The sequence below is a fragment of the Dysosmobacter sp. genome (assembly GCF_052306735.1).
Classification (GTDB): Bacteria; Bacillota; Clostridia; order Oscillospirales; family Oscillospiraceae; genus Oscillibacter.
The window spans coordinates 22,737-38,751 of the sequence record NZ_DAWBAJ010000012.1 but is presented as its reverse complement, the minus strand read 5'-3'; the positions used below and the strand labels follow the sequence as shown (position 1 = coordinate 38,751).

16 protein-coding genes are annotated in these 16,015 nt (G+C 62.5%); 12 read left to right on the top strand and 4 right to left on the bottom strand.

The features are described from left to right. Positions 1–34: 34 nt before the first annotated feature. Positions 35–406, bottom strand: a complete 372-nt coding sequence (locus tag ACT67G_RS05045) for a RidA family protein (RefSeq protein ID WP_326214737.1) — start codon at positions 404–406, stop codon at positions 35–37. A 158-nt stretch (positions 407–564) separates the two neighbouring features. Here ACT67G_RS05045 and ACT67G_RS05040 point away from each other — a divergent pair, with 158 nt between their 5' ends. Further along, positions 565–1,320: an acyl-[acyl-carrier-protein] thioesterase gene (locus ACT67G_RS05040; RefSeq protein ID WP_325246939.1), complete on the top strand. Its 756-nt coding sequence runs from the start codon at positions 565–567 to the stop codon at positions 1,318–1,320. Between the two features lie 108 nt (positions 1,321–1,428). Here the strand turns inward: ACT67G_RS05040 and ACT67G_RS05035 are convergent, their stop codons facing one another. Further along, positions 1,429–2,448: an alpha-hydroxy-acid oxidizing protein gene (locus tag ACT67G_RS05035; RefSeq protein WP_325246938.1), complete on the bottom strand. Its 1,020-nt coding sequence runs from the start codon at positions 2,446–2,448 to the stop codon at positions 1,429–1,431. Between the two features lie 202 nt (positions 2,449–2,650). On the opposite strand from ACT67G_RS05035, the gene ACT67G_RS05030 reads away from it, so the two are divergent. After that, the gene (locus ACT67G_RS05030) at positions 2,651–3,580 is read left to right on the top strand and encodes a DUF4349 domain-containing protein (RefSeq protein ID WP_443663263.1); all 930 of its coding nucleotides are present in this window, start codon (positions 2,651–2,653) and stop codon (positions 3,578–3,580) included. A 61-nt stretch (positions 3,581–3,641) separates the two neighbouring features. On the opposite strand, the gene ACT67G_RS05025 is transcribed toward ACT67G_RS05030, so the two are convergent. Both ACT67G_RS05025 and ACT67G_RS05020 read right to left on the bottom strand, forming a co-directional pair. Continuing rightward, on the bottom strand, positions 3,642–5,339 hold the full coding sequence (locus ACT67G_RS05025) for a DAK2 domain-containing protein (protein WP_443663262.1): 1,698 nt from the start codon (positions 5,337–5,339) through the stop codon (positions 3,642–3,644). An 18-nt stretch (positions 5,340–5,357) separates the two neighbouring features. Then, positions 5,358–5,708: an Asp23/Gls24 family envelope stress response protein gene (locus ACT67G_RS05020; protein WP_325246935.1), complete on the bottom strand. Its 351-nt coding sequence runs from the start codon at positions 5,706–5,708 to the stop codon at positions 5,358–5,360. A gap of 242 nt (positions 5,709–5,950) precedes the next feature. Between ACT67G_RS05020 and rarD the strand changes: the two genes are divergently transcribed. The 10 genes from rarD to mraY all read left to right on the top strand — a co-directional run bounded on the left by rarD (position 5,951) and on the right by mraY (position 15,985). Beyond that, positions 5,951–6,850 (top strand): EamA family transporter RarD, encoded by a 900-nt coding sequence (gene rarD, locus ACT67G_RS05015; RefSeq protein WP_443663260.1) that lies wholly within the window; start codon positions 5,951–5,953, stop codon positions 6,848–6,850. Beyond that, positions 6,841–7,413, top strand: coding sequence for a 16S rRNA (guanine(966)-N(2))-methyltransferase RsmD (gene rsmD / locus ACT67G_RS05010; protein ID WP_443663258.1), 573 nt, complete (start codon positions 6,841–6,843; stop codon positions 7,411–7,413). The genes rarD and rsmD overlap by 10 nt, the downstream gene beginning before the upstream one ends. Further along, positions 7,410–7,901, top strand: a complete 492-nt coding sequence (gene coaD, locus ACT67G_RS05005) for a pantetheine-phosphate adenylyltransferase (protein WP_325246932.1) — start codon at positions 7,410–7,412, stop codon at positions 7,899–7,901. The genes rsmD and coaD overlap by 4 nt, the downstream gene beginning before the upstream one ends. Before the next feature lie 6 nt (positions 7,902–7,907). Next, a complete protein-coding gene (locus ACT67G_RS05000) occupies positions 7,908–8,429 on the top strand; it encodes a hypothetical protein (RefSeq protein WP_325246931.1) in 522 nt (173 codons plus the stop codon). 393 nt (positions 8,430–8,822) lie between these two features. Continuing rightward, positions 8,823–9,266 (top strand): division/cell wall cluster transcriptional repressor MraZ, encoded by a 444-nt coding sequence (mraZ, locus tag ACT67G_RS04995; protein WP_326214750.1) that lies wholly within the window; start codon positions 8,823–8,825, stop codon positions 9,264–9,266. A gap of 6 nt (positions 9,267–9,272) precedes the next feature. Continuing rightward, complete coding sequence (gene rsmH / locus ACT67G_RS04990; protein WP_443663257.1) at positions 9,273–10,220, top strand: 16S rRNA (cytosine(1402)-N(4))-methyltransferase RsmH; 948 nt, start codon at positions 9,273–9,275, stop codon at positions 10,218–10,220. A gap of 59 nt (positions 10,221–10,279) precedes the next feature. Further along, a complete protein-coding gene (locus ACT67G_RS04985) occupies positions 10,280–10,840 on the top strand; it encodes a hypothetical protein (RefSeq protein ID WP_325246928.1) in 561 nt (186 codons plus the stop codon). Between the two features lie 108 nt (positions 10,841–10,948). Then, positions 10,949–13,357, top strand: a complete 2,409-nt coding sequence (locus ACT67G_RS04980; protein WP_443663255.1) for a penicillin-binding transpeptidase domain-containing protein — start codon at positions 10,949–10,951, stop codon at positions 13,355–13,357. Between the two features lie 127 nt (positions 13,358–13,484). Further along, on the top strand, positions 13,485–14,930 hold the full coding sequence (locus ACT67G_RS04975) for a UDP-N-acetylmuramoyl-L-alanyl-D-glutamate--2,6-diaminopimelate ligase (RefSeq protein WP_443663253.1): 1,446 nt from the start codon (positions 13,485–13,487) through the stop codon (positions 14,928–14,930). A 71-nt stretch (positions 14,931–15,001) separates the two neighbouring features. Then, positions 15,002–15,985, top strand: coding sequence for a phospho-N-acetylmuramoyl-pentapeptide-transferase (gene mraY / locus ACT67G_RS04970; protein ID WP_325244784.1), 984 nt, complete (start codon positions 15,002–15,004; stop codon positions 15,983–15,985). The last annotated feature ends 30 nt before the right edge of the window (positions 15,986–16,015 follow it).

Here is a 16,015-nt window from a genome sequence, read left to right as displayed (position 1 = left end):
CCCCGCTGCTGTGGCTTTACCGGACGGGTAGGTATTACTTCTCGGCGATGGCCTCGATCTCGCACAGGACGCCCTTGGGCAGCTCCCGCACGGCCACGCAGCTGCGGGCGGGCTTGGAGGTGAAGAACTTGGCGTACACCTCGTTGAAGGCAGCAAAGTCGCCCATATCCGCCAGGAAGCAGGTGGTCTTGAAGACCTTTTCAAAGCTGGAGCCGGCGGCCTCCAGGATGGCGCCCACGTTCTTGCAGCTCTGCTCGGCCTGGGCGGCAATGCCCTCGGGAACTGCACCGGTGGCGGGGTCGGCGGGAATCTGGCCGGAGGTATAGACGATGCCGTTGACCTCGAAGCCCTGGGAATAGGGGCCGATGGCGCCGGGGGCGTTGGTGGTGGCAATCACGGTTTTCATGATGGTTCCTCCTTGGTTATGTTGGTACCTCCATCATAGCGGGGCCGGAGGGAAAAGTCAATCACCGCCGCTTGCACAACGGGGAAAATGGTGGTATCATCACAGACAAAATATGTGAATATCGGATGGCCCTGGGGCCGGAGAGGAGCGGAACGAAAGTGGAATTGGAAAGTTTTCATCAGGAGCTGACGGAGGAATCCTACAGCCGTCAGGAGGAACTGATTTTTGCGGAGTGTGACTGCCGCCGCCGGGCCCGGGTGGGCACGCTTTTGAGCAAGGCTGCCGCCATGGCGGGCTACGATTACGATGCCCGGGGGCTGCCCTATGAAAAGCTCTATGAGAAGGGGGAGGTATTTCTCCTCTCCCGCATCGCCCTGCGGATCCACCGCAGCCCCATGGCGGGGGAAGTGGTCACCACCACCACCTGGGAGGCGGGGGTCAAGGGTGCCCACATGTGCCGCCACTATGAGACCCGGGACAAGGCGGGAAATGTGTGCGTGGACTACAAGAGCGACTGGATCCTGGTAGATCCCAAGACCCGCCGGATCCTGCGGCCGTCCTCCTTCTCCGCCCGGAAGCTGGAAAACCACGCTCCGGAGCTGGACTGTCCGGAGCCCTGCAAGATCGTGCTGCCCCACGAGGGGCTGGAGGATCTGGGGAAGCGCCGGGTGATGTGGTCGGATCTGGACGGCAACGGCCACCTGTACAGCGGCAACTACGGGGATGTCATCTGGGACTATCTGCCCTCCCCCTATCAGGAGCGGATGCCCCGGGAGTTCTACCTCAACTACAGCAAGGAGGCCAAGCTGGGCCAGGAGCTGGCACTCTCCGGCTTCCGGGTCGGGGAGGACGAGTATTTGATGGAGGCCACCGGCCCCGACGGGGTGTGCTTCACCTGCCGGTGCGTCTTCTGATGCGCTGCTCCGGTCGCCTGAACGGACGCAGAACTTCATATGGAAAAAAGCACCCTCCGGACAGCTGTCCGGAGGGTGTGCTGCGTTTTGGGGAAGATGTAGGGAGGATCAGAACCCGTAAAGCATGGAGCGGTTGATGTCGGAGAGGGAGTGGGCGCCGCACATGGCCATGGTGTCGGCAAGCTCCGCCTTGAGCTTGTCCACAAAGACCTTCACACCCTCGGCACCGCCTCCGTAGACCATGTTCACGAAGGGACGGCCGATGAGCACCGCGTCGGCACCTAGGGCCAGGGCCTTGAACACGTCCATGCCGGTGCGGATGCCGCCGTCCACAAAGATGGTGAGCTTGCCGCCCACGGCGTCGGCGATGGCAGGGAGCACCTCGGCGGTAGAGGGGCACTGGTCCAGAACCCGGCCGCCGTGGTTGGACACCACGATGCCCTGGGCACCGGCCTCCAGGGCCTTCTTGGCACCGGCAACGGTCATGATGCCCTTGAGGATGAAGGGCTTCTCCGCCCAGGCGACGATCTGCTTGAGCTGCTCCACGGTCTTGCTGCCGGCGGGAGGAGTCATGTTCTGCAGGAAAGGCAGGCCTGCCGCGTCGATGTCCATGGCGATGGCAAAGGGATCGGCGGCCTTCACCAGCTCCATCTTCTCCCGGATCAAGTCCATGTTCCAGGGCTTGATGGTGGGAACGCCGCAGCCGCCGTTCTTCTTCAGGGCGCTGGCGGCACCCTCCATGACGGCGGGGTTGGTGCCGTCGCCGGTAAAGGCGGCAATGCCCGCCGCGGCGCAGGCGGAGACCAGAATGTCATTGTAGGCCAGGTCGTCGTACTTGTCGCCGTAGTGGAGCTGCATGGCACCCACGGGTGCGGCGAACACGGGAATGTCCACGGTCTTGCCGAAGACGGTGAGGGAGGTGTCTGCGGGTTTGTTTTCGCAGATGGTGTCCATGTTGACACACAGCTCCTGCCACTTCTGATAGTTGCGGATAAAGCCGGTGCCGATGCCCTTGGCGCCGGGGCCGGGGATGGTGTTGCGGCAGGCCAGGCCGTTGCACACGGGACAGGACTTGCAGTAGGGCCCCACGCAGCCGCGGGCCTGTTCCAGAACTTCCTGATAAGTCATAGGTAAATCCCTCCGATTTTTCTCATCATGGCCGGCGCCTGAGCGCCGGCTCTTTTTCTATTGTAGTCCCACTGGAGAAAAAAGACAACTGCTGGAAAAAACTTTCCCGGGCGTGGAACGTTTTGAGCCAAATCCCGTCTATATGGACAAAGGGCTGCAGAGGGAAGACTGCGGCCCACCCAAAGAAAAGGAGGGCTTTCGGATGAAAAGAGGTTTGGTATGGGTTCTGGCGCTGGCTCTGATGCTGACCCTGGCGGGCTGCGGCGCTGCCAGCGGAGAAACTGCCGCCAGTGATTCTGCGGCTATGGACACGGCCACCGCGGAGACCGGCTCCGACAGCGGCGGCGGGATGAACGGCGCCATGGCCATGGCGCCCATGGAGAGCGAAGAGGCCCAGGAGGGCGGCGGGACGGACAGCCGGCTCCAGGACGCCAAGATGATCTACACCATGGATATGCAGGTGGAGACCACCGCCTTTGACGATGCCGCCGCTGGATTGCGGCAGCTGGTGGAGGACATGGGAGGCTACTTTGAGACGGCCTCTGTCTACAACTACGGCGGGGACTACCGCAGTGCCTACTATACCATCCGGGTCCCGGCGGAGCAGTACCAGAACCTGCTGACCCAGGTGGGAAAGCTGTGTCACATCGTCCGGCAGGAGGAGAACAGCCAGAACATCAGTGAGCAGTATTACGACACCGAGAGCCGTCTCGTCACCCAGCAGACCAAGCTGGAGCGGCTCCAGACCCTCCTGGCACAGGCGGAGAACATGGAGGATATCATCACCATCGAGTCCGCCATCTCCGACACGGAGCTGACCATCGAGCAGCTGACGGGCACCTTGCGCAGCTACGACTCCCTGGTGGACTACTCCACCGTCAACATCTCCCTGGAGGAGGTGTATCAGCTCTCCAACGTGGAGGAGCCTGCCCAGGGTTTTGCCAGCCGCATGGGAGCGGCGTTCCGCTCCGGCTGGAACGGCTTTGTGGACGTGCTGGAAGGCCTTGCGGTGCTGCTGGCCTACATTTGGGTGCCGGTGGTGGTGCTGGTGGTGGGCGGCGTTATCGCCTGGCGGGTGATCCGCCGCCGTCGAGCCCGGGAGAGCGCGGCCCAGACGGAAGAGCACAAGTGAAGAATACAAAAAAGCGGCGGGAACTTCCCGCCGCTTTTTGATTGGAATGCCCCGCCGGGGCTTATTCCATGGAGATGATATAATAGTACACAGGCTGGCCGCCGGAGAGGACGGCTACCTCCGCCTCGGGGCAGGTCTCCTCAAAGACCTTGGCGGCGGCGTTGGCGTCTTCCTCCGTCACATCCTCGCCGAAGTACAGCGAAATGAAGGAGGCTGCATGCTCCAGAGCGCTCTGAGCCAGAGCGTGGAGCAGGGCGTTCAGGTCGCCGTCGGTGCCGAAGAGCTTGCCCTCCTGCAAGGCCAGGTAGTCCCCGGCCTTGATGTCGAAGCCGTCGAAGTCGGAATCCCGGGCGGCGTAGGTGATCTGGGCGGTGGTGACGGTGGAGAGGGATTCCGTCATGGCGTCGGTGATGGACTGGGCGTCCGGCGCCTCGAAGTCCACGTTCATCATGGCGGTGATGCCCTGGGGCACCGTCTTGGAGGGGATGACCACCACGTGCTTATCCGTCAGGGCGTCGCACTGCTGGGCGGCCATGATGATGTTGCCGTTGTTGGGCAGGACGAACACCGTCTCGGCGGGGATCTTGTCCACACCCTCCAGGATGCTCTCGGTGGAGGGGTTCATGGTCTGTCCGCCGGAGACCACGCCGTCGGCGCCCAGGTCCCGGAACACAGCGGCCAGGCCCTCACCGGCACACACGGCCAAAAAGCCGTAGGGCTTTTCCGGAGCGGCCACCACGTGGCCCTCCTCCTGAACACCCTCGCCGGACTCCAGCTCTTTTTCCACGGCGTCCAGGTCGTCGGTGCTCTGGACATGCTTGCCGGCGGCCAGATCGTCCGCCTGGGTGCGCATGTTCTCGATCTTGGCCAGCTCCAGCGTGCCGTACTTCTGGGATTCATTCAGGGCGGAGCCGGGGATGTTGGTGTGGACGTGAACCTTGAAGGCCTCGTCGTCCTCACCGATGACCAGGCTGTCGCCGATGCTGTTCAAATAGGTGCGCAGGGGCTCCAGAGAGATGTCGGGATTGGACTTGCGGACGATGAACACCGTGTCGAAGGCGAAGGTGATCTCCTCGGCGGCCATCATGGCAAAGTCGGCCTTTTCCTTCTCCGGCTCGCCGTCGTCGCCTACCTCCGGCATGGGCTCGCCCCGCATTTCCGCCAGCATGCCCTCCAGGATCAGCAGATACCCCTTGCCGCCGGCATCCACCACGCCGGCCTTTTTCAGCACGGGGTTCATCTCGATGGTCTGGGCCAGGGCCTCGTGGCCGGCCTGGATGGCTTCCTCCAGCACTTTTTCCACGTCCTTTTCCTGCGCGGCCGTATCCACGGCCTGCTTGGCGGCCAGACGGGAGACGGTGAGCACGGTGCCCTCGGCGGGCTTCATGACGGCCTTGTAGGCAGCGCTGACACCCTCCTGCATGGCGGCGGCAAAGGCGGCGGCGTCGCAGGTTTCCCTGCCCTTGAGGGCTTTGGAAAGGCCCCGGAAGAGCAGGGACAAAATGACGCCGGAGTTGCCCCGGGCGCCCCGCAGCAGGGCGGAGGCGGTGACGGAGGCGGCCTGGTCCACGGTGGTGGGGGTGGTCTTGCGCAGCTCCGTCACGGCGGTGCCGATGGTCATGGACATATTGGTGCCGGTGTCGCCGTCCGGCACAGGGAACACGTTCAGGTCATTGATGGCCTGCTTCTGGGCCGTGATGGCCGCGGCGCCGTGAAGCACCATCTGTTTGAAGAGAACGCCGGTGATTTGTTCGTTCATTTTCCTCTATTTCCTCCCTCACAGGGTCATGGAATCCACGCACACGTCCACAGCCTTCACAGGGACGCCGGTGTTTTTGGTGACCACATACCGCACCTCGTTCATGATGGAGCGGCACACGGCGGGAAGATTCACGCCGTTTTCCACGATGATGTGCAGCTCAATGGAGACGGAGCCGTCTTCGTGATAGGTGATGCTGACACCCTTGCTCATGGCCTCCCGGCGCAGCAGGTGCACCAGGCCGTCGGTCATGGAGCGGTAGGCCATGCCCTTGACGCCGAAGCAGTTGGTGGCGGCAATGCCGGTGATGTTGGAGAACACGGCGCTGCTGACGGAGATCTCACCTTGATCGGATTTGAATTGAATCATGAGAACGTCCTTTCTTTCCCAGTATTGGCGGATGCGGCCCGGGGCCGCGTCCGGCTGCTCTATAAAAAAACGCGGGGGGAAGTGTCCATATTTTTAGATTTTTATTATAAACGATTTCCCAGTAAAGCACAAGCCCTAAAAACAGGATGGCCGCCTATTGAAATGCGGATACATTTGCCGTAAAATAGGATAAATTCACAACCTGCGGCCAGGCGCCGCAGCGGGGCGGGAGGAGAGAGGCCATGACGCGCAACCGCGGACCTCTTTGCGTGCTGGGGTGCTATGTCATCTGGGGCGTGCTTCCCATTTTTTGGCATATGCTTGCGGCGGTGGACGCCTTGTATGTGCTCTCGGCGCGGATCGTGGCGTCGGTGGCATTTTTACTGGTTCTGCTTGCCGCCCGGCGCCGGCTGGGAACGGTGGCGGAGGCCTGCCGGGACCGGGGAGCGCTGGTGCGCATGATGCTCTCCGGCGTGTTCATCTGCATCAACTGGGGAGTCTACATCTGGGCCGTCAACGGCGGACATGCCCTGGACGCCAGCCTGGCCTACTACATGAACCCCATTCTGGCGGTGGTGCTGGGCACGGCGGTGTTCGGGGAACGGCTCTCGCCACTGCAGTGGCTCTCTGTGGCGGTGACCTTTGCGGGCATCGTGGTGACGGTGGTGGGCCACGGCCAGTTCCCCTGGATGGCGCTGGTGATCGGCGGCAGCTTTGCCGTCTACGGGGCCGTGAAAAAGGGTGTCCGGGCGGAGGCGGAGGTCTCCGTCCTGGTGGAGACCCTGACCCTGGCCCCCTTTGCCCTGGCGTATCTCCTGTGGGCGGAGGCCCGGGGAACGGGAGCCGTGGGGGTCCTCTCCGGCTGGCAGTGGCTGCTGCTGCCCCTTTCCGGCATCGCCACCACGGTGCCGCTGCTGTTTTTTGCCAGGGGGATCAAGACGACCCCCATGAGCCTGTCGGGAATCTTGATGTATGTGAACCCCACGCTGCAGTTTCTGGTGTCCGTGGCGGTGTTCCGGGAGAAATTCACCGCCGCCTACGGGGTTTTATTCGGATTTGTATGGAGCGGCCTTGCGCTGTATCTGGCCGCCGGCTTCCTGCGCCGGCGCAGGGAGAGAAAGGAGAAGGCGGGATGCGAGTAATTACCGGAACGGCCAGGGGCCGCAGGCTCGGGGAGCTGGAGGGGATGGAGACCCGTCCCACCACAGACCGTGTGAAGGAGGCCATGTTCAGCATTCTCCAGTTTGACCTTGAGGGCCGCCGGGTGCTGGACCTCTTCGCCGGAACCGGGCAGCTGGGCATTGAGTGTTTGTCCCGGGGGGCGGCGCAGGCGGTGTTTGTGGACCGCCGGGCGGACGCCGTGAAGCTGATCCGGGAAAACCTCAAGGTGACGGAGCTGACGGACCGGGCCCGGGTGGTGGCCGGGGACTCCATGGAGTACCTGAAAAGCCTCCGGGAGCACTTCGACATCGTGCTGCTGGATCCGCCCTACGCGGCGGGACTGCTGGAACCTGCAATCGAGCATCTTACAACGTTTGACATTCTCAATCCGCATGGTATAATTGTGGCGGAACATCCGGCGGAGCGGACGCTGCCGCCGGTATGCGCGCCCTACCGGATCCATCGGACTTACCGGTACGGCAAGATCGGCCTGACCGTGATCCACCGGGCCGCAAACGAGGAAATCGGAGAGCAACACCCATGAGAACAGCCATTTGTTCAGGCAGCTTCGACCCCATCACACTGGGGCATATGGATATTATCCGCCGGGCCGCTGCCTGTTTTGACAGGGTCTGCGTGTGTGTCAGTCCCAACGCCGAGAAGAAGAGCCAGATGTTTACCCCGGAGCAGAAGCTCCTGCTGGTGCGCACCGCCGTGGCGGAGCTTCCCAATGTGGAGGCGGAGCTGTGGCCGGGGCTCCTGGCGGACTTCGCCGTGGACCATCACGCCACGGCTATCGTCCGGGGGGTGCGCAACACCTCGGACTTCGACGGGGAGTACCAGCTGGCCCTCATCAACCGGGGCATCTATCCCCAACTGGAGACGCTGCTGCTGCCTGCCAGCGCGGAGTATCAGCATTTCAGCTCCTCCATGGTCCGGGAGATGATCCGTTACCATCAGCCGCTGGAACGGTACCTGCCCGCGCCCATTATCCCCCTGGTGCGCGAAATGACGGAGAAGAAGGAAGGATGAGTCGGTATGGCCAATGATGTGAGTCGTTTGATCGATATGCTCTACGAGCACATCGAAAATGCAAAATCCCCTGCCCTCAAGCCCAATATGAGCATGGTGGACCGGGACGAAATGCTGGATCTTCTGGACGAGCTGCGGGCCCAGCTGCCTGTGGAGATCAAGCGGGCCCAGGAGCTGCTGGCCGCCCGGGAGAAATTTGTGGACGAGGCCAAGCGGGATGTGGACCGCATGATGCGCCAGGCGGAGCTGGACGCCAAGACCAAGGTCTCTGACAGCGAGGTGCTCTACGCCGCCAAGGAGAAGGCCCGTCAGATCATCGCCCGGGCCGAGGACCGCTCCCGTCAGCTGTGCCAGGTGGCCAACGAGTACGCCGAGGATGCCCTGGCCCGCACGGAGGAGGCCGTTCAGGCCGCTCTGGACGAGGTCAAGCAGTCCCGGGTGCGCTTCCGCACCGCCTCCGCCGCCAAGCTGCAGGAGCAGCGGGACAAGCTGGACGGGCGGGAGGAGGCCTCCGACCCGGAGGACTGACGCCGGAAGAAATTCCCTGCCGAAAACGCGGCAAAAATTTTGTGAAAAATTACAACAGAATACGGGAAACTTTTCGGAATATTCCCATATCTTGCGATGAATTTAAATAGGACGGAACCCTTGACACAATATCTTGTGCCAAAGGTTCCGTCCTATTTTACGTAAACCGTGCCGGAGAGAATCGAACGACTGTTTTATTTTGCTGTTTTAGACGCAAAACCACCCTTTTTTACACCGTTTTGGGGATTTTAGCCAGGAAAAAAATCCTTGCAATCCAGGGGTGATTCGCTTATACTCAAATCAAGCGGTGGGGATTTGTGGGTAATTGGGACAGGAAAGTGTCAGAGAATCCCCATTCAGACCCAAAAAAACGGGCAAAGGGGGGATACGGCCATGGCAAGGCTTCTGGGCAAGTCCAACAACAGCATCGACGCCAAGGGCCGTCTTGTGATCCCCTCCTCCATGCGGGAAGCCCTGGGAGACACCTTTTATATCACCATCGGCGCCGAGCACTGCCTGACCATTTATCCCCAGGCCAAGTGGGAGCAGATGTCCGATGAGATGGACGACCTCAGCTATACCGAGGCCCGGGCCCTGACACTGCTGTATGCCAACGCCGTCCAGTGCGAGCCGGACGGCCAGGGGCGGGTGCTGATCCCCGCCAACCTGCGCGCTTACGCGGGCCTCAAGAAGACCGCCACCATCGTGGGCCTCAACTCCTTCGCGGAGATCTGGGACCAGCAGACCTGGGAGGAGCGGGAGCAGAGCCTGCTGGAGAGCAACGGCATGGCCGCCGCCATGGACGCCCTGGCGCGGGTGCGCCGCAGCCGGGGGTAAGGGCCTATGGAATATACACACAAGCCGGTGCTGCTCCACGAGTGCATCGACGCCCTGGCCATCCGGCCCGACGGCGTGTACGTGGACGGGACTTTGGGACGGGCGGGCCACTCCCGGGAGATCGCAAAGCGGTTGACCACCGGCCGGCTCATCTGCATCGACCGGGACATGGCGGCCATCGACGCCGCCAAGGAGCGCCTGGCCCCGTATCTGGACCGCGTGACGTTGGTCCACAGCAATTTTTCGGAACTGGAGAGCGTACTGCGGCAGGCCGGGGTGACCGGCGCCGACGGGATGCTCTTTGACCTTGGGGTGTCGTCCCCCCAGCTGGACGACGGCAGCCGGGGCTTTTCCTACATGCAGGACGCCCCGCTGGACATGCGCATGGACCGCTCCGCTCCCCTGAGCGCCTACGAGGTGGTGAACACCTGGAGCTATGAGGAGCTGCGGCGGATCCTCTACGATTACGGCGAGGAGCGCTACGCCCCCGCCATTGCAAAGGCCATCGTCCGTACCCGGGAGACGGCGCCCGTTGCCACCACCCTGGAGCTGGTGGAGATCATCAAGGGGGCCATGCCCCCTGCGGCCCTGCGGGAAAAGCAGCATCCGGCCAAGCGCAGCTTTCAGGCCATCCGCATCGCGGTGAACGGGGAGCTGGACGCCCTGGAGCCCATGCTCCGCTCGGCGGTGGACGGGCTGAATCCCGGCGGCCGGCTGGCGGTCATCACCTTCCACTCCCTGGAGGACCGGATCGTCAAGCGGACGCTGCAGGAGATGGCGAAAGGGTGCACCTGCCCGCCGGAGTTTCCGGTGTGCGTGTGCGGGAAGAAGCCCAAAATCAAGATTTTGACCCGACGGCCCGTGGTGTCGGGAGCGGCGGAACTGGAGGAGAACCCCAGGGCCCGCAGCGCCAAGCTCCGGGTGGCGGAAAAGTGTGATGATTTCGACCTGTAAGGGGACAAGCTCTCCGGCAGGCTGTTTTGAGTAGTGTGTGATCAGAGGAGGAAGCAGCTGTGGCATCTGCGGCGGGAAAATTGCGCTATAACAGCCGGAGCGCCGTATACGGCGATCTGGCTTACGATCTGGACCGGGAGCTGCGGGAGCGGGAGCTGCGCCACGCCGGCGAGCTGCCCCGGCGGCAGGAAAAAGCAGCGGAACAGCCCCGGGTACGCAGCGTCTCTCAGGTACAGGTGCGCCAGCGGCAGCACGTGTCTGTCCTCTCCGTGCTGGGCTTCGGCGCCGTGGCCGCTTTGGCGGTGGTGGTGCTGATGAGCTACATCCAGCTGACGGTGCTCTCCGCTGAGACGGTGGAGCTCCAGAGCCAGCTTGCCACGCTGCAGACGGAGAACATGAACCTTTCCAACCAGTATGAGCAGATGTTCGACCTGGACGCCGTGAAGGAGGCGTCGGAGGCCGCCGGCATGAGCCGCCCCTCCAGCGGCCAGATCGGCTACATCGACCTCTCCGACGGAGATACCGCCGTGGTCTACCAGCAGGAGGAGCCGGGCTTTTTCAGCCAGCTGCTCTCGTCTTTGAACCACGGGATCTACGCTGTTGTGGAATATTTCGATTAAAGCGCACTATATATGGAACGACGGTAAGGAGTAAGAAGGTGTGGCTTCTTACTCCTTGCTTTGATATTGCGGCTGCCGGGGAAGCGCCCCGGCGGGGAGGAACAGACCATGGCAAACAACCCTCGCAGAAAAAGTGATGCCGCCCGGCGGGCCAATCAGGTCATCCGAAGCCGGACGGTGCTGATCATGTCCCTACTGGGCGTGGTGACATTCCTGGCCCTCTTCTGGAAGCTCTACGACCTGCAGATCCGCCAGCATGCGGAGCTGCAGGAAAAGGCGGTGGCCCAGCAGACGGCCAGCACCGTGGTCACCGCCTCCCGGGGCACCATCTATGACAGCGGCGGCAACGTTCTGGCGGAATCCGCCACGGCGGAGCTGATCTTCCTCTCTCCCCTGGAGATCCAGGCCTTTGTGGATGACCAGGAGGACGCCATCGAGGAAGCGGCGAAAGAGGCGGAGGAGAAGGGCGAGTCCTACACCCCGCCGGAGGTGCTGGACCAGAGCTATATTGCCCGGGGCCTTTCCCGGATCCTGGGACTGGATGAGGAGACGATCCTCACCAAGATGGAGAAGACCGAGACCCAGTATCAGGAGCTGGTGAAAAAGGCGGAGCAGGACGTGGCCGACGAGGTGCGCCGCTTTATCAACGGCGAGATCGACGACGAGGGCAACGCGGTGCCGGAGGATCAGCAGCGGTCCCTGCGGGGCATTTTCCTGCGGCCCAACACCAAGCGCTACTACCGCTACGGCTCCCTGGCCTCCAATGTACTGGGCTTCGTCAACGCCGACAACATCGGCGCCTACGGCCTGGAGGCGCAGTATGACAGCGTCCTCACCGGCACCGCCGGACTGACGGTCACAGCCAAGAACAACTACAATCAGCCCCTGCTCTTTAACTATGAGCAGTATTACGACGCGGAAAACGGCGGCAACCTGGTGCTGACCCTGGATGTCAATGTCCAGTATTACCTGGAAAAGGGCATCGAGAGCATGGTGAAGAAGTTCGACGCCAAAAACGGTGCCACCGGCATCGTCATGGACGTCAACACCGGCGCCATCGTGGCCATGGCCTCTTACCCCAATTACGATCCCAACGATTACAGCACCGTCACCGACGAAAAGCTCCTGGCCACGCTGGAGGGCCTTACGGAGGGCTCCAAAGAATATAACGAAGCCCTGGGAGCCGCCCAGCTCAAGCAGTGGCGCAACAAGTGCTATCAGGATACCTACGAGCCCGGCTCCACCTTCAAGCCTGTGACCCTGGCCACCGCCCTGGAGGAGGGGAAGGTGACCATGAACACCACCTTCACCTGCAACGGGTCCATCAGGGTTCAGGGCTGGAACAAGCCCATCTACTGCTCCAACCACTCCGGCCACGGTGTGCAGGATCTGAAAACCGCCACCAGCAACTCCTGCAACCCGGCCTTTATTACCATGGGCCTCAAGATCGGCACCCAGACTTATTACCAGTATCTCAAGTCCTTCGGCTTCATGGAGTCCACCGGCGTGGATCTGCCGGCGGAGGTCTCCGGGGGCATCTTCGCCTCGGAGAAGGACTTCAACTCCAACGTGGTGTCCCTGGCCTCCTACTCCTTCGGCCAGACCTTCAACATCACGCCCCTGCAGCTGATCCGGGCCCAGGCGGCCACCATCAACGGCGGCTACCTGTATACCCCCTATCTGGTGGATCAGATCCTGGACGATGACGGCAACATCATCAGCCAGCACGAGAGCACCCCGGTGCGCCAGGTCATCAGCGAGGAGACCTCCGCCAAGGTCCGGGAGTGCCTGGAGTACGTGGTCTCCTCCGGTACCGGCCGCAACGGCCAGGTGGCGGGCTACCGCATCGGCGGCAAGACCGGTACCGCCGACAAGACCGGCTCCAAGACCGCCAGCAACCCCAAGGGCGACATCGTGGTCTCCTTCATGTGCTTTGCCCCGGCGGACGATCCCCAGTACATCATGCTCATCACCATGGATACCCCCAGCCGTACCACCGGAACCTATCCCTCCGGCGGCAACATGGTGGCTCCCACCGCCAGCCAGATCATGAGTGAGATCCTGCCCATCCTGGGGGTGGAGCCGGACTACACCTCCCAGGATCTGGCCGCCGCGGAGACCACCGTGCCCAATGTGGTGGGCAAGTCCCTGGAAGACGCCAAGGAGAAGCTTACTTCCATAGGATTCAGCGTCCGCACCGTGGGCAACGGGGCCACCGTCACGGACCAGACCCCCGTAGGCGGCGCCATCGTACCCAGCAACGCCACCATTGTGCTCTACCTGGGGGCGGAGAAACCCGACACACCCTGTACGGTTCCCAACGTGGTGGGCAAGTCCGCGGCGGCGGCCAACGAGGCCATCACCAACGCGGGGCTCATCATGAAGGTCACCGGTGCCACTTCCTCCAGCTCGGGCAATGTCTATGCCATCAGCCAGGACACCTCCCCGGGCACCCAGGTAAAGGCGGGTACCGTCATCACCGTGCAGATGGGCAGCCAGTCCTCCAGCGCGGACTGAGGGCAGGTTTTGCAAGGAACAGGGCAGTCTGCGCCGTATACTCTGCGTTTTTTCCCGGCTATAATGGAGCCTGACGGGCAGGCGGAGACCTGCCCCACCTTTGCAATGTGACAAGGAGCGTGTACGGATGAAACTTCAAGACTTGCTGCGGGATATTCCCGTTCTCTCCACCACGGCAGATCCCCAAATGGAGATCACCGGTGTCAGCTACGACTCCCGAACCACCAAGCCTGGGGATCTGTTCGTGGCCATGACGGGCTTCGCCACCGACGGCCATGCCTACATCGGCAAGGCCGTGGCTGCCGGCGCGGCGGCGGTGCTGTGTGAGCACGCCCCGGCGGAGGCCGTGCCCTGCGTGGTGGTGGAAAATTCCCGCCGGGCCCTGGCGGTGCTGGGGGCCAACTTCTTCGGCCATCCGGCGGACAGCATGACCATGGTGGCCGTCACAGGCACCAACGGCAAGACCACCACCACCTACCTCCTCAAGGCCATTCTGGAGCAGGAGGCGGGGGCCAAGGTGGGCCTCATCGGCACCAACCAGAACATGATCGGCACCCAGGTGATCCCCACGGAGCGCACCACGCCGGAGTCCTTTGAGCTCCAGGCCCTCTTTGCCCAAATGCGGGATGCAGGCTGCACTCACGTGGTAATGGAGGTCTCCTCCCACGCCCTGGTGCTGGACCGGGTGTACGGCGTACACTACGCCGTGGGCATCTTCACCAACCTCACCCAGGATCACCTGGACTTCCACAAGACCATGGAGGCCTACTGCGATGCCAAGGCGCTGCTGTTCTCCCGGTGCGACGTGGGCGTGTACAACGCCGACGACCCCTGGGCGCCCCGGCTGATGCAAAACGCCACCTGCCGCAAGTTCTCCTACGGGGAGAAGGCGGAGGCGGACCTGCGGGCGGAGAACATCCACCTGGGTTCCGAGGGCATCACCTTCGACGCGGTGACGGCGGAAAAGCGGGCGGCAGTATCCGTTGGCATTCCCGGCGGATTTATGGTATATAATACCCTGGATGTGCTGGGGGCGGCCCTGGCCCTGGGGATTTCCCTGGAAAAGAGCGCCGACGCCCTCTCCCGCGTGCCCCACGTCAAGGGCCGGGTGGAGGTGGTACCCACCCCCGGCAAGGACTATACCGTCCTCATCGACTACGCCCACAGCCCCGACGGGCTGGAGAACGTCCTCACCAGCGTCAAGGGCTTTGCCAAGGGCCGCACCATCGCCCTCTTCGGCTGCGGCGGCGACCGGGATAAGACCAAGCGCCCCAAGATGGGAAGGATCGCCGCGGACATCGCGGACTTCGTGGTGGTGACCTCCGACAACCCCCGCACGGAGAAGCCAGCCGATATCATCGCCGACATCCTGCCGGGACTGGAGGGCAGCAAGACGCCCTATGTGGTCATCGAGGACCGGGTGGAGGCCATCCACTGGGCGCTGGACCATGCCCAAAGCGGGGACGTCATTGCCCTGTGCGGCAAGGGCCACGAAACTTATCAGGAGATCAATCATGTGAAGCACCACATGGATGAGCGGGAGATCGTGGCGGACTACCTGGCGGGCAAGTGATCGCCGGGAGTTTCCCCAAATACGTACCAAAGGCCGGTGTGTGTCCGGCGTAATTGTGGAGGAGAGAGACTATGTCTGAAACGCTGTTGGCGGTGGCGATCAGCTTTGTGCTGACGCTGCTCATCGGTAAGTTTTTGATTCCGGAGCTGCGCAAGCTCAAAGCCGGCCAGGAGATCCGGGCGGACGGCCCCACCTGGCACATGTCCAAGGCGGGCACCCCCACCATGGGCGGCATCATGTTCATCATCGGCACCGGCGTGGCGGTGTTCGCCGCCGGGTGGGGGCAGATGCTCTCCGGCGACTTCGTACACCTCTACGTGTACCTCTTCGCTCTGTGCTTCGGCCTCATCGGCTTTGTGGATGATTACCGCAAGGTGCGCCAACACCAAAACGAGGGCCTCACCGCCCGGCAGAAGTTCATTTTGCAGCTGGCGGCAGCGGTGGTGTTCCTGGTACTCATGCGCTACGAGGGGCTTTTGACCAACCACCTCTACATCCCCTTTGTCAACACCACGGTGCAGGTCAACTGGATCCTGTACCTGATCTTCGCGGCCTTCGTCATTGTAGGCTGTGTCAACGCCGTGAACCTCACCGACGGCATCGACGGCCTGGCCTGCAGCGTCACCTTTGTGGTGGCGGCCTTCTTTGTGTCCGTGGCGGCGCTGTGGAAGTACACCACCTTGGGTGTGTTCTCCTCCGCCCTGCTGGGAGGACTGGCGGCGTTCTTCGTCTATAACCACCACCCCGCCAAGACCTTCATGGGGGATACCGGCAGCCTCTTCCTGGGGGGTGCCGTGGCGGCGTTGGGCTTTGCCTTCGACATGCCCCTGATTTTGATCCCCGTGGGCATCATCTACATTGCAGAGACCATGTCCGATATCATCCAGGTGACCTATTTCAAAGCCACCCATGGCAAGCGCTTTTTCAAAATGGCGCCGCTGCACCACCATCTGGAGCTCTCCGGCTGGAGTGAGGCAAAGCTGGTGGCGGTGTTCTCCACGGTGACCTTCCTCTTCTGCGTGCTGGCGTACATCGGCGTGCAGGGGCGGTTCTAAGGCCCATTGACCATGTGATTTCAGGGAAAG

Bases quoted from the DNA above. Each gene is read 5' to 3' on its own strand.
- ACT67G_RS05045 (WP_326214737.1), bottom strand. From the start codon at position 406: ATGAAAACCGTGATTGCCACCACCAACGCCCCCGGCGCCATCGGCCCC.
- ACT67G_RS05035 (WP_325246938.1), bottom strand. From the start codon at position 2,448: ATGACTTATCAGGAAGTTCTGGAACAGGCCCGCGGCTGCGTGGGGCCC.
- ACT67G_RS05030 (WP_443663263.1), top strand. From the start codon at position 2,651: ATGAAAAGAGGTTTGGTATGGGTTCTGGCGCTGGCTCTGATGCTGACC.
- ACT67G_RS05025 (WP_443663262.1), bottom strand. From the start codon at position 5,339: ATGAACGAACAAATCACCGGCGTTCTCTTCAAACAGATGGTGCTTCAC.
- ACT67G_RS05020 (WP_325246935.1), bottom strand. From the start codon at position 5,708: ATGATTCAATTCAAATCCGATCAAGGTGAGATCTCCGTCAGCAGCGCC.
- rarD (WP_443663260.1), top strand. From the start codon at position 5,951: ATGACGCGCAACCGCGGACCTCTTTGCGTGCTGGGGTGCTATGTCATC.
- rsmD (WP_443663258.1), top strand. From the start codon at position 6,841: ATGCGAGTAATTACCGGAACGGCCAGGGGCCGCAGGCTCGGGGAGCTG.
- coaD (WP_325246932.1), top strand. From the start codon at position 7,410: ATGAGAACAGCCATTTGTTCAGGCAGCTTCGACCCCATCACACTGGGG.
- ACT67G_RS05000 (WP_325246931.1), top strand. From the start codon at position 7,908: ATGGCCAATGATGTGAGTCGTTTGATCGATATGCTCTACGAGCACATC.
- mraZ (WP_326214750.1), top strand. From the start codon at position 8,823: ATGGCAAGGCTTCTGGGCAAGTCCAACAACAGCATCGACGCCAAGGGC.
- rsmH (WP_443663257.1), top strand. From the start codon at position 9,273: ATGGAATATACACACAAGCCGGTGCTGCTCCACGAGTGCATCGACGCC.
- ACT67G_RS04980 (WP_443663255.1), top strand. From the start codon at position 10,949: ATGGCAAACAACCCTCGCAGAAAAAGTGATGCCGCCCGGCGGGCCAAT.
- ACT67G_RS04975 (WP_443663253.1), top strand. From the start codon at position 13,485: ATGAAACTTCAAGACTTGCTGCGGGATATTCCCGTTCTCTCCACCACG.
- mraY (WP_325244784.1), top strand. From the start codon at position 15,002: ATGTCTGAAACGCTGTTGGCGGTGGCGATCAGCTTTGTGCTGACGCTG.